This window comes from Mesorhizobium sp. B2-5-11 (assembly GCF_006440835.1).
Taxonomy (GTDB): domain Bacteria; phylum Pseudomonadota; class Alphaproteobacteria; order Rhizobiales; family Rhizobiaceae; genus Mesorhizobium.
Map to the genome: position 1 here is coordinate 131,719 of NZ_VFUK01000007.1, position 12,567 is coordinate 144,285.

At 62.3% G+C, this 12,567-nt stretch carries 13 protein-coding genes; 8 read left to right on the forward strand and 5 right to left on the reverse strand.

Annotation, left to right across the window (positions count from 1 at the left end; translation table 11 throughout):
* Window positions 1–30: 30 nt before the first annotated feature.
* A complete protein-coding gene (locus FJ490_RS21985; protein WP_140515167.1) occupies window positions 31–777 on the forward strand; it encodes a GGDEF domain-containing protein in 747 nt (248 codons plus the stop codon).
* 124 nt (window positions 778–901) lie between these two features.
* On the opposite strand, the gene FJ490_RS21990 is transcribed toward FJ490_RS21985, so the two are convergent.
* The 5 genes from FJ490_RS21990 to FJ490_RS22010 all read right to left on the reverse strand — a co-directional run bounded on the left by FJ490_RS21990 (window position 902) and on the right by FJ490_RS22010 (window position 5,837).
* Window positions 902–1,714: a formylmethanofuran dehydrogenase subunit C gene (locus tag FJ490_RS21990; RefSeq protein WP_140498155.1), complete on the reverse strand. Its 813-nt coding sequence runs from the start codon at window positions 1,712–1,714 to the stop codon at window positions 902–904.
* Window positions 1,711–2,619, reverse strand: a complete 909-nt coding sequence (gene fhcD / locus FJ490_RS21995; protein WP_140729084.1) for a formylmethanofuran--tetrahydromethanopterin N-formyltransferase — start codon at window positions 2,617–2,619, stop codon at window positions 1,711–1,713. The genes FJ490_RS21990 and fhcD overlap by 4 nt, the downstream gene beginning before the upstream one ends.
* A complete protein-coding gene (locus tag FJ490_RS22000) occupies window positions 2,607–4,238 on the reverse strand; it encodes a formylmethanofuran dehydrogenase subunit A (RefSeq protein WP_140729085.1) in 1,632 nt (543 codons plus the stop codon). The genes fhcD and FJ490_RS22000 overlap by 13 nt, the downstream gene beginning before the upstream one ends.
* On the reverse strand, window positions 4,232–5,338 hold the full coding sequence (locus FJ490_RS22005; protein ID WP_140498161.1) for a tungsten formylmethanofuran dehydrogenase: 1,107 nt from the start codon (window positions 5,336–5,338) through the stop codon (window positions 4,232–4,234). Before FJ490_RS22005 ends, FJ490_RS22000 begins: the two co-directional genes overlap by 7 nt.
* A gap of 118 nt (window positions 5,339–5,456) precedes the next feature.
* The gene (locus FJ490_RS22010) at window positions 5,457–5,837 is read right to left on the reverse strand and encodes a 4a-hydroxytetrahydrobiopterin dehydratase (protein WP_140498164.1); all 381 of its coding nucleotides are present in this window, start codon (window positions 5,835–5,837) and stop codon (window positions 5,457–5,459) included.
* 156 nt (window positions 5,838–5,993) lie between these two features.
* Here FJ490_RS22010 and FJ490_RS22015 point away from each other — a divergent pair, with 156 nt between their 5' ends.
* From FJ490_RS22015 to fae, 7 genes are all read left to right on the forward strand, one after another.
* The gene (locus tag FJ490_RS22015) at window positions 5,994–6,965 is read left to right on the forward strand and encodes a beta-ribofuranosylaminobenzene 5'-phosphate synthase family protein (RefSeq protein WP_140656746.1); all 972 of its coding nucleotides are present in this window, start codon (window positions 5,994–5,996) and stop codon (window positions 6,963–6,965) included.
* Between the two features lie 30 nt (window positions 6,966–6,995).
* Window positions 6,996–7,889: an NAD(P)-dependent methylenetetrahydromethanopterin dehydrogenase gene (locus tag FJ490_RS22020; protein ID WP_140498168.1), complete on the forward strand. Its 894-nt coding sequence runs from the start codon at window positions 6,996–6,998 to the stop codon at window positions 7,887–7,889.
* Window positions 7,890–7,935: 46 nt separating this feature from the next.
* Window positions 7,936–8,997 (forward strand): ATP-grasp domain-containing protein, encoded by a 1,062-nt coding sequence (locus FJ490_RS22025; RefSeq protein ID WP_246672731.1) that lies wholly within the window; start codon window positions 7,936–7,938, stop codon window positions 8,995–8,997.
* Window positions 8,994–9,950 carry a methenyltetrahydromethanopterin cyclohydrolase gene (mch, locus tag FJ490_RS22030; RefSeq protein WP_140515161.1) on the forward strand — a complete coding sequence of 319 codons (957 nt, stop codon included), beginning with the start codon at window positions 8,994–8,996 and terminating at the stop codon, window positions 9,948–9,950. Before FJ490_RS22025 ends, mch begins: the two co-directional genes overlap by 4 nt.
* A gap of 51 nt (window positions 9,951–10,001) precedes the next feature.
* On the forward strand, window positions 10,002–10,949 hold the full coding sequence (locus FJ490_RS22035) for a RimK family alpha-L-glutamate ligase (protein WP_140515160.1): 948 nt from the start codon (window positions 10,002–10,004) through the stop codon (window positions 10,947–10,949).
* 12 nt (window positions 10,950–10,961) lie between these two features.
* Entirely contained in the window at window positions 10,962–11,822 is an 861-nt protein-coding gene (locus tag FJ490_RS22040; RefSeq protein WP_140515159.1) for a triphosphoribosyl-dephospho-CoA synthase, read from the forward strand.
* A 148-nt stretch (window positions 11,823–11,970) separates the two neighbouring features.
* The gene (gene fae / locus FJ490_RS22045) at window positions 11,971–12,477 is read left to right on the forward strand and encodes a formaldehyde-activating enzyme (protein WP_140498176.1); all 507 of its coding nucleotides are present in this window, start codon (window positions 11,971–11,973) and stop codon (window positions 12,475–12,477) included.
* The last annotated feature ends 90 nt before the right edge of the window (window positions 12,478–12,567 follow it).

Below are 12,567 nucleotides of genomic sequence, written 5' to 3' on the forward strand. Positions count from 1 at the left end.
TATGCTCGCCGATCTGACAGGAGATTGGTAATGGCACAAGCCGAAACGACCGCCACCGAGCCGGTATGGAAGGGTGTCGCGTGGCTCGCCTTCCTGGGGACCGTTGGCAGCCTTGCCCTCTCAGTGGGCCTCAATTATCTGCTGTTGTTCAGCGATGTCTTGACGCCGTTCGGGCGCAGCATGGTCACTGCGGTGCTGCTGCCTCTGATCATCGGTCTGCCGCTTTTCGTATTGATCGGCTTGAAGCAGGCCCAGATCCGCGGCTACCGGCGGGAGCTCAACAGGGCCGAGACCTATGACAGGGTGACAGGCTGCCTGAACGGCCCGGTTTTCACCTCGATGGTCGAGCGGCGCGCGGCCAGGCCGTCAGCGCCAGGGCCGCGCGCCGGCGCCTTCCTGGTGATTCATGCCGAACACCTTCGCTCCATAAATCTTCGCTACGGTCCAGATTGGGGCGATGAGGCCTTGCGGCTCGTCGCCTCGGCCATTCAGTCTGCGGTCCGCAAGGAGGATATGGTAGGTCGCATAGGAACATCGATGTTCGGGGTCTTTCTTTCAGGTACGACCGAAGCGGAGGCCGCGGAAATTGGCGAGCGCATTCGGGCAAGCGTCGCACAGGTCTATTTCGCTCCCAAGGGGACCGAGGACGTTCTGGCGATCAGCCTTGGAAGCACCGTGTTTGAAACCGAGCTTGCATTCGAGGACATGTTTCGCTCAGCGGAAGCGCAATTATCCGCCCGCGCACCTGCCGAAACGCGCCCTGCAGGTCTCCAATAGCCCGGTGTAACGTGACCGAAGCCAATACCTGGCGGCAAATCGACGTTTGGACACATTTCTAAAGCTCAGCGAGCAGGGCCGCTCGACAGGCACAAGCATTTGATCGATCTCGTTGCCGGAAACCTCATCGGCGCGGAAAGAGAACCTCGCCCATTCCAAGCACCGCGTTGTCACCGCCATATTTATGTGGTGCGCTCCCCAGCAGCGGCCGTTTCAAAATGCCTTCTGCGATCAGATGACGATCGATGATGATGGCAAAAACGCTCTCCGGCGCGCCACACTCGACGAAGCTCGGTGACAGATGTCCTGGCGCGCGATCAAGAAGGATCGAACCGCGACGCATCAGGTAGCCGGGCATTTCACCGATGCCACCGGCTACCACCAGCGTGCCTGCGATCATGCGGCTGCCGGCATAGTCGCCCGAGCCTTTCAGCACCGAGATCAGACCGCGCCGCATCCGGTCCGCGGCGAAGGCGCCCGCCCTGCCCCTGACGATCAGCACGCCGCCATTCATGCCGGCCAGTTCGCCGACGAGCGGAGCGCCAAGGTGATCGCCGGCATTACCTGTTATCTCCAGCCTGCCGCCGCGCATGCCAGAGCCGGCGTGCGGCCCCGCATTGCCTTCGATCGTCAGCTTGCCGCCGCGCATGGCGCGCCCGGCCTGCGCGCCAGTATTGCCGATCACGCGAACCGATCCACCTCCCATGCCTTGCGCCACCCGGTCGAGGCGCGCGCTTCCACCTTCGAAGACGATGCTTAGCGGATCGCTGCCGGCGAGGCGAAAAATGTCGGCCACCTTCGATCCGTGCTTCGACATGCCGATTCGGATTTTTTCGATATCCCGTCTTTCGCTCCCAGCAAGCCGCTCCGGCGTCAGCGGCGACAGGTCGAGGCGCTCAGGCGGTTCGGCAACAAGAGTGAAGGTCAGCGCCTTCATGGCAACATATCCTTCAGCGAATAGATGAACTTACCGAGCTTGCCGCCGTAATTGCCGGCGCCGATGCGAACCGCGCCTTTCTTCGGTCCGATCTGGATGACGGCCTTGATGCCGGCCTTCATCGCCGCGGCAACGGCATCATTGGTCTCACCATCAATGACGATTTCCAGGACGGCGTTGATGTCGGGGCCGAGCTCACTCGCAACCACACCGCGCAGTGTCGGCGCGTAGGCTTCGTTGGCCGAGGCGATCATGCCCTTGTATTTGCCACCTATCTTGGAACCCGAACGGGCGATGCCGCCCGGGAACGGCACGATGGCACCGGGCACCATTCCGATCGCGGCGACCGCGGCCTCGGCCGCGACCAATGCGTTGGCGCTGCTTTCGGCCATGACAAAGAAATTGCCGCCGCCGACGGCTTCCTTCGTCAGTCCGGTTGTTGCCTCGCAGAGGAATTCACCATCCATGACGGGAATGCGCCAGAAATGCCTGTCGCCGATCTTCTTGGAAAGTTGCCAGCCGTCGCCGAAATAACGCAGTGCCGAACCGAGCTTGAGCTTAGCGCTGCCCTCCAGCCCGGCAAAGCAGGCGGAGCCCGGCGAAGTCAAAACACACTGCCCGACGCGATTGAGCAGTTGCTTCTGCAATTCATCGGTTCCCATCGCGAAGATCATCACGCGGCAGCCGGGCCGGCCATCCGGGGTGGCTGACGGCGGCAGGTCGGCATCGATTGCCGCTTCGCAGCCGCAACCGATTACCGAGGTGGCGAAGCCGGTCATCGTGATCGCCGCCTGCCGTGCCCATTTCCGGTTCGGCGCGGTGATGATGATGGCGGTTGCCCGCATCCCAAAGGCTTCGGCAAAAGTATCGTCGATCGTTACGCCATTTACGCTCACGTTCGGCATGGCACCTCGCCGAATGGCTGTTCACGCGCAATCGCGGAATCCGGGAAATTGAACCAATCCAAGGACAGGCCGTAGCGCTGCTGGTGATAGTCCTCCAGACGCCGCACCATCGCCTTGTCCACAGGTGGATTAAGCCTGAGGGCCTTGCCCCAGCGGTAATGGATGACCTCCCCGTCCTGCACGACGAGATCGCCATCCTTGAAAACATACGCTGCCCGTCCGAGCATTTTCGCAATACTTTCGTTCCTGCGATAGACAGCGATGTCGGCGATCGCGCCGACGCCGAGATGGCCTCGATCCATCAACCCGAGCAGCCTGGCCGGCGCTGCACGCGTCATGATGGCGATTTCCTCGAACGTGTATTCGCGGTCGATTGCGGACAGGGTAGAGAGCGCTAGGGCGGATCGTGAAAGTCCAGCGGCCATTTCGGTGCGCGCTTCCCGCCTCATCAGCAGCTCGAACAGAGCCGGATAAGCGGTAAAGGGTGCACCGTTGGGGTGATCGGTGGTGAAGAACACACGCCAGGGATCGTCGATGAGGAGAAAAAGCTCGAGCCCGATCGCCCACTGCATCGTGCCATAGAAGTCCTTGCCATAGCTGTAGGGCACGATGCCGCCGCCATTGCCATCCCCGTCATGAATGACGGTCTTTTTCGGATGCGCGCTGCCCCGCGCCGAGAACTGCCGCATGACGTCGGAGGAGACCGTGACCGTCTGACCGAACATCACCTGACCGATATCGATGGTGACTTCCGGCGTCGTGTTGACCAGTTCGGCAAGCCGCGCGGCAGCGGAGGAAAATCTTCGCTTTCCTTCCGTGCCATAGCCATAGAACTGGAGGTGGGCAAGGTGCAGCGGCTGCCCATCCGCCGCCGCAATCGTCGCGGCCGCCGTGTCCGCAGATCCGGGAATGCCCAGATTGTTGCAATGGACATGCAAAGGATGCGGCAGGCCAAGATTGTCGACGGCGGCCTGCAGCGTCTTGACGATGTTGCGCGAGCTGACGCCGTAGGAAGGCACCACATCGTCCAGCGCGAACGTGCGTGCGTTTTCCTTGAAGGCGGCCGCTGCACCGGCGTTGATCACCTTGACCCCGAGCGCTCGCGTCGAGGCGACCGTCCAGGCGACGTAGTCCTCGATCATTTGAGGTGTGGCGGTGTCACGGATCATTGACAGCAGGAAGTCGTCGTTGCCGAGAATGGCGAGCGTCGCCTTGTCGATGATCGGGATGTCGGCCAGCTCGAGATGGGTGTGGAGTGCAGATCCCGGCGACATCGCCGGTTCGACGACCGTCGTGAAGCCCATCTTGGCGTAGAGACAGCCGGTCTGGAAGGTCGACCAGCCGGCATTGGAGAGCGGCGTGGTCGCCGGTCGGGCCTGATGGGCGGCATGCTGTTCGGGCAAGAGAAGCCGCGCGGTATTCACGTTACCGCCGCCAATGTGGGAGTGGATGTCGATGGCGCCCGCCATCACGATGCAGCCGGCGGCTTCGATGGTCCGGTCGGCCACCCCCTCAGCCGGCGCCGCGACGATCTTGCCGTCCTTGATCCACAGGTCGCCCTTGCCGAGACGGCTGTTGACGGGGTCGACGATGTCGCCGTTGGCAATTTTCGTCAGCATGGCAATGCCTCGGCGAAAACCCGACTGGCGACCAGGCGAATGATCGTCGCGGCGGAGGGCAATTTCGAAGCAGCGCGGGTATCAGTCGACTTCAGCGAGCCGGTACGGCTGGAATAGACAACCGCATCGTGATCGACTCCAGCTTCGCCAATGGCGATGGTGACCGCGGCGCCTGTGACCGGCTCTTCCGTTTTAGCCAGCGCAATCAGTGCCATGCGTCCCCTTTTTCTCGGGAGTTGGGCAACCGTGGCGGAGATCCGCAGGTGCAGGTCGGCTTCGCCGGCGGCGATCATGCGCGCCACATCGTAACGCCAGGGATCGAATTCCGGGAAGCCCCGCGCAAAGCCCGTGCGCAATGGAAAACCTGTCATCCAGGTCGAGGCGAGCACGCTTCCCCACCCGTTTTCGCTCGCGGGCAGATGAAGACCAGATGCACGTGATTTGCGATTGAGATCGGCGATCAGCCCCTGCAGCATCTCCAACGCCAACCCATCGGTCGCATGGCCTGAAAACAGGAACACGGGAAAATGCGCAGCCGCCAGAGCCTTGGCGAAATCGTTGAAGTTCGACACCGGTCGCGATGTTTGCCGCCCCTTGTACTGCGCCCTCAGCGCCGCCAGCGTGGCGCCGAGGCTAGCCTGGCCACAGGAAAGGAGCGTTGCCTTGCGCCCGTTTTTCAACGGCGGCGCGGACACCCCGTTCGATCCCACCAGGAAGAACTCGCGCTCAATCCCGGTCGAGAGATCGGGCCTGGTCGAGAGATCGGGAACCGTGCCAGCGAGTTCGGTAACAAGATCATGATGGGTTTGTGCGAGTTCGCCCACGATCACCACGATATCGGCACGCCGGCGCGTCTCCCCAGGGGCGACGGTCATCGCGCCCCTGTCGGTAAAAAGCATGGTCTCTCGGGCAAGTGCCGCGCCGTCGGTGTGATCGTATGCCGCGCCAAGCCGCTCGGCCAGCGCGATCGCCGCCCTCGTGCCGTGTATGTCCGTATCAAAGCTGAAAACCGGGCACCGGCTTGACGATAACAGCGACGCGGCATGCGCAGCCGCGCGCTCGACCAGCGCTTCCCGGTTGCCTATCCAAGCAACCGCCATTCGCTACACTACTTTCTGGTGCCGGCCCGATCCTAGACGAAACTGGATTGGCCGTGAACCCCGCTTGCCAGCAGATTAACGAATGTTTTCATACGCTATCAACAAACTCCGACCGCGCTTAATCATATTTGATGTAAGCGAAGCGTTGATCGGTCGCCGGAGTTCCCTCCAGCGCTCCGCCTTCCTTGGCCGGCTGCCACTGGACAACGTCCTCGATCTTTCTCGCCAACTCGAAGTCCTTGTCGGTGATACCCTTCGCCGCGTGATTCATCAGGCGTACCTCGACCCAGGCATAGGAAGCGGTGATATCGGGATGGTGCCACGCCGCCTCGGCGAGATGGCCAACCGTGTTGATGACCATCAGCGTCGACTTCCAGCTGTGGGTCTTGTATTTGCGCCGGATCCAGCCGTTTTCGTAGCGCCATTTCGGCAGCTCTTTCTCAAGCCGGTCGGCAATCTCGGCATCCGAATAGACCTTCTCCTTGACCGTTTCGCTCATCTCGACCTCCCCTAATTGCTCGGTCCGTCAACACGACAGGCCAAGCAGAAACATGAATGCACTCTCTTTGGCTTGCTCCCTCGACGAAAACAGTTATCATCGTGTCGGGCACCTAAACTTCCATGATGCATCCATGATGCACCCATCGGGGGGCAGATGTCGAATTTTGTTACCGTACGAGTGCCCGCTCGCCTTCACCTTGGCTTCCTCGATCTCAATGGCGATGCCGGACGTCGCTTTGGCAGCGTTGGGCTTCCGTTGAGTGAACCCGAAACCGTTGTCACCCTGTCGCGGTCCGGCGAGACCATAGTCGAAGGTTCCGAGAGCGTTCGCGCCGGTGAGCACTTGTCGACGCTCTGCAGGCATCTCGGCATTCGCGGCCAGCACCATTTGGTGATCGAACAGTCGATCCCGAGTCACGCCGGCCTTGGGTCCGGCACGCAGATCGCCCTTGCCGTCGCCTCTGCATTGCGAACGCTCCACAACCTGCCTCTCGATGTCGCCGGCGACGCGACCCTGCTCGAACGAGGCGGCCGATCTGGAATCGGCATCGCAAGTTTCGAAGACGGCGGCGTGATTGTCGACGCGGGCAAGGACGAGCGTGGCGGACCGCCTCCGGTCGTGGCGCGGCTGCCGTTTCCCGAAGAATGGCGCGTCATCCTCATCCTCGACCATGCCGGGCATGGACTGCATGGCGAGGCCGAGGTCGCGGCGTTCCGTTCACTGCCACCCTTCCCGACGGCGGGCAGCGGCGAGATCTGCCGGAGGGTACTGATGGGTATCATGCCGGCCTTGGTCGAGCGCGATCTTGCGGCATTCGGCGCTGCCGTCACCGCGATACAGATGCTGATCGGCAGCCATTTCGCTCCGGCGCAGGGCGGTGTGTTCACCTCAAAGCGGGTCGAGATGGTCGCTCACCGTCTCAATAAAGCGGGCGCCGTCGGGATCGGCCAGAGTTCCTGGGGACCCACAGGGTTTGCCTTCGCGCCGTCGCATGACGCCGCGCTCAAATTCGTCGGCGCGGTTCAGAAGATAACCGTTGAAGACGGCCTTCAGATCAAGATCGTCAAAGGCAGGAACTCCGGCGCGAAGATCAGTTCGACCGGACTCGGTCTCGTCGGCAGCTGACGCTTCAGATTCCAAGCAGAAAGGCGAGAAATGGCCCGCAAACATATCCTGCATATGCTGACGCCGTTGAAGCACATGAGCCCGTTCGACGTGAACATGGCGCTCGACGCTGGCTTCGACAGCGTGGTCCCCTATGTCGATGTCGATCTTGGTGAGGTGACAGGCCTGGTTCAGGACGCGATCTTTTCGCGCCCGCCGGATGCGGGTGTCGATACCGGCATCTTTATCGCCGGGAAGGATGCTTCGTTGGCGCTCGACATGTTCGATGCCGCGAAGAAGGCGATGGTGCCGCCTTTCCAGGTTTCGGTATTTGCCGACCCGGCCGGCTCGTTCACCACGGCCGCGGCGATGGTGGCCAAGGTCGAGAAGGCGTTGGAGAAGAAATTCGAGCGCGGGCTGAAGGACACGAGGGTGGCTGTTTTCGGCGCCACCGGCGTGGTTGGCTTCTGCACCGCCGTCATCGCGGCAAGGGAGGGCGCCCGCGTCACGCTTGTCGGCCATGACGGCATCGAAAGGGTGAAGCAGATCGCTGCCGAGATCAAAAGCCGATTCAAGATCGGTGTCGATGCGGCTGACGGATCGACCGATGCCCGGAAAGCCGATCTGGTCGAAGCAAGTGAGGTCATACTGGCTTGTGCGAAAGCCGGCGTCCAGGTGGTTTCAAAGGCCCAGTTGAGAGGAAGCGGCTTGCTTATCGCCGCCGACGTCAACGCGGTCCCGCCCGCAGGCATCGAAGGATTGGCCGTCAATGCCAATGGCGACCCGCTAGAAGCGGCAAAGGTCGTCGGGATTGGCCCGCTTGCCATCGGCAACGTCAAATATAAGGTCGAGTCTGGCCTTTTCAAAAGAATGATCGAATCCGAAAAAACGATCGCGCTCGATTTCCAGGAAGCGTTTTCCCTTGCACGCGAGATTGCCAAATAGCGCCAGATCTCTGCTGATCGCGGCGATTTCAGGCCGGGCATTGGCCATGGCTGCGCGGCGTGCGGGCTACCGTCCGTTGGTCGCTGATTTCTTCTGCGATACCGATACGGTTGCGCTGGCAGAACGAACGACCAAGCTGCCGGGCAACCTACAGGACGGCATCGACGGCGAGCGCATCATCGAGACGCTTCGGGACCTGGTCGGCGAAGACCAGCCGGTCGCCGTCGTCCTGGGCTCGGGTTTTGAGCGGATGACGGAGACTGTCGACGCCGTCGCTCGCCATTTTCCGCTTGCCGGCAATCGCGGCGCGGCGATCAGCAGGATCAAGGACCCGCAATTGCTGGCCGCGGATTGTGCCGAACTCGGCATCCCACATCCGGAATTCCGGTGGGATCGACCGCCTGAGCCAGACAGCTGGGTGGCCAAGACCGTGGGCGGCGCCGGGGGTGGGCATATCAGACAGGCGGCCGGAGAAAGCCAGACCACCGGCCGCTATTTCCAGCGTTTCGTCGCCGGACGCAGCATCTCGGCCCTGTTCGTCGGCGACGGCCAGGCCGCGCGCATCGTCGGCTTCAGCCAACAATGGACTTCCCCCGTCTCCACGGCGCCCTACCGCTATGGCGGGGCCGTGCGGCTGAGACGCTTCGACCGCAAGCAAGCGGCGGTCATCGGCGGCTGGCTTTCAGCCCTGACGCGCCGTGCCGGCCTGGTTGGATTGTGCAGCGCCGATCTCATTCGCGGATCGGATGGCTACAAGCTCATCGAGATCAATCCGCGGCCAGGCGCCACGCTGGACATTTTTGACGAGGCCGACGCGCCGCTGATCGACGCACATCTGCGAGCTGCAACCGGCGGAACTTACCGTTTGCCATGCTTCGTCGATTCGATGGCTTCAATGGTGACCTACGCCGCGACGCCAATCGCGCGGTTTCCGTCGATTGCGTGGCCCGAATGGACCGCTGACCATCAGTCGCCCGGCACCCCTCTGATTGCCGGCGACCCCGTCTGCACCGTCTTCGCGCGCGGTCCGAACGCCGATTTGACCAGGCGGCTCATCAAGGGGCAAGCCCGCCGGTTGCAACGCCAATGGGAAGGAGACCGGACATGAAAGACGGTTCGGCATTCCTGAACGACAATGCACAGCGCATCGCTGACGGCATGATCAGCGACGCCGAACGGCTGCGGATCGCCGCTTCCAAGGGAACCTTGGGCGAGCTCCTTATCGATGTCGGCGCCAAGGCGCCCGGCAGCGTCGAGGCCGGGCTGCGCATGGCGGAGGCGGCGATGGGCGGTCTCGGCAGCGTTTCGGTGTTTATGGACCGCACGGAGCGGAAATGGCCGTTCACCGTCGAGGTGCGCTCGTCGCAGCCGGTACTAGCCTGCCTAGGCAGTCAATATGCGGGCTGGAACCTGTCTGCCCAGGACTATTTCGCCATGGGATCGGGACCGGCGCGGGCACTCGCCCGCGTCGAACCCCTGTTCGACGCGCTTTCCTATCGAGACACCGCATCGTCCGCCGTGCTTATCCTGGAGACTGCCAAACCGCCTCCCCCAGCAATCGTCGAGAAAGTGAGCAAGGCAACCGGACTGGCAACCGACAAGCTCACCTTCCTCTACGCGCCGACGCAAAGCCTTGCCGGCAGCCTGCAGATCGTTGCGCGCGCGCTCGAGGTTGCCCTGCACAAGGCCAACGATCTCAAATTTCCGCTGGAGAACGTCGTCGACGGCATCGGAGCGGCGCCAATCCCCGCCCCCCACCCGGATTTCCTGACCGCCATGGGCAGAACGAACGATGCCATCATCTATGGCGGCAGCGTCCAGCTCTTCGTAAAAGGGTCGGCAAAAGAGGCCAGCAACCTCGCGGAGAAACTTCCGAGCCGCGCCTCACGGGACTACGGTCAACCCTTTGCCGAGATCTTCAAGCGGTTCAAGGGGGATTTCTATGCCATCGATCCACTGTTGTTCAGCCCGGCCGAAGTGATCGTGACGGCGATCGAAACCGGCGATACGTTTCGCGCTGGCCGGCGTGATCCAAAGATGCTCGAACGGAGCCTCGGTTAGCATGGCGGCGCAAAGAGACCCGTCCGTCATCCGCCATATCCGAGGCACCACATGATCCCTCGCATCCTGATCGTCAGCGACAATTCGGACACCGGCTCAAGTGGCCTCGCGGCAAGGCTTGGTCGACGGGGCGCTATTGTTGCAACCGTGCCGCTGGCGGCGATCGCGTTCGACACCGGCAGCCCGGGCGGACTTTCGATCCCCGGTTTCGGCGGTGCGCTGCCCGATGCCGTGCTCGTCCGTTCGATCGCCGCAGGATCGTTCGAAGCGATCACCCGGCGCCTCGGGGTACTGCACGCGCTGAGCCGGCTGTCGGTTCCCGTGTGGAATTCGGCGCAGGCGGTCGAACGCTGCGTCGACAAGTCGATGACGACTTTCCTCTTGAAAAATGCTGGCCTGCCAACGCCACCGACATTCGCCGTCGAAGGACTTGCCGCCGCCAAGGAGATCGCGGCGCAGGAGCTTCGGGAGGGACCGCTGGTGCTGAAACCATTGTTCGGGGCGCAAGGCCGCGGGATAAGGCTGATCCGTACGCTCTCCGACCTTCCCGCCGCAGACGAGGTGAACAGCGTCTACTATCTCCAGCACTATGTGTCGCGCGCCGGCCCGCCCTTCCGGGATTTCCGCGTTTTTGTCTGCGCCGGCGAAACAGTCGCGATGATGAGCCGCAGCAGCGACGACTGGATCACGAACGTCAACCGGGGTGGCGTGCCGGAGCCGGTTTCGGGACCTGGCAAGGCTGAGCTGGCATCGCTGGCTGTCGCCGCGTCAGCCGCTGTCGGCGCGGATTTCGCCGGCGTGGACATCGTGCGAGCCGACGATGGCAGCTTGTTCGTACTCGAGGTGAACAGCATGCCCGCCTGGTCAGGACTGCAATCGGTGGTCGCTGTGAACATCGCCGAGGCGATCGCCGATGCCCTGCTGAAATTCCTGGCCGACCGCACCGAAGCGACCGCCGCGCCGCGGCCCTTCCGTTTCACCGCGCCGGCGAATTCGTAACGGAGCGGCAGGATGGCGTTATCGCGTGAACGCCTCCGGGCTAGCTACAAGGATGCCTGCCGGATGGAGATCGAAGCTCTGAAGCCGGGCAATGTCCACCTGTTCGCCGACGGACACGGCATGTCCGCCGCCCAGTTCATGATGAGTGCCGAGGTTTCGTCCGAGCCGCTGACCGATCCTCGCCTCTCGGTCGGGCAGCGCATGCTGGAGGCGGTGCGTGCGACACGCCTGGCGGTAGCAACCAACACCAATCTCGGCATCGTCCTCCTGGCGGGGCCTCTGATAGGCGCCGCCGAAATGAGGAGTGGCAGCTTGCAGGACAATCTCGACTCGCTGCTGCGCGCGTTGAGCATGGACGATACCAGGGCAGTGTTCGAGGCGATCGCCATGGCAGCGCCAGGCGGCCTGGGAGATGCCGCGAATGATGTGCGGCAGGAGCCGAAGGTTCATCTCTTGGAAGCAATGCGGGAGGCTGCCGACCGCGATATGATCGCCCGCCAGTATGACACCTGTTTCGGCGACGTGTTCGGGGTAGGGCTGGCCGCGTTGGTAGGGGCGCTAGCTCGCGGAGAAAGCGGCATGTGGCCGACCGTGTTCGCCTATATGGCGTTTCTCGCAGGCTTCCCCGACAGTCACGTGGTGCGCAATCACGGAATTGAAGTCGCAAATCAGGTGCGACAGGACGCTCTTTCCGTTCAGGCGACGCTCCATGCCAACGGCGACGAGCCGTCACGCATTCGCCTGCTCATGGAGTTCGACCGCCGGCTGAAGGCGGACAAAGTAAACCCCGGCACCTCGGCCGATCTGACCGTGGCTACTCTTTTAGTCCACACTCTAGGCACTCGCTTGCATAATCGCGGCGTTGGTGCTTGACTTCCAAAAGCGGGAGCTGTGCTTCCGCGGCTATCTAGCCAACCGGTCCGGGCAATCCGGGCGCTGCCAACAAGGATAGCTGTCCATCGAGCGCCTGCTCGGTTGCAGCGTCCGTGGACATCATAATTGTGTCTTGGAGGAAATTGGCATGGCAAAAATCTCGAAGGTAATGGTCGGTGAATCGCTGGTCGGGGACGGCAACGAAGTCGCGCATGTCGACCTGCTCATCGGGCCGCGAGGGAGCGCAGTCGAAACGGCATTTTGCAACGCGCTCACCAACAACAAGGACGGTTTTACCTCGCTTTTGGCGGTGATCGCGCCCAATCTTCAATGCAAGCCCAATACGGTGATGTTCAACAAGGTCACGATCAAGGGCGCCAAGCAGGCTGTACAGATGTTCGGCCCGGCGCAGCACGCCGTTGCAAAGGCAGTGCAGGACAGCGTCGCGGACGGGACAATTCCGGCAAACGAAGCGGACGACGTGTTCATTTGCGTTGGCGTATTCATCCATTGGGACGCGGCCGACGACGCCAAGATCCAGAAATACAACTACGAGGCGACAAAGGAGGCCATCCAGCGCGCTATCGCAGGAACCCCGACCGCCGCCGAAGCCACCGCTCAGCGCGACAACGTCAAGCATCCGTTCGCGGCCTAGACAAGAGACAGCCCCGCACAGGAAAAGCCATCTTCCGAAACGGATGGTCTGTTGCGCCGGCTGAAAAGGGTTCTGGGCTTTTGAAGCGAC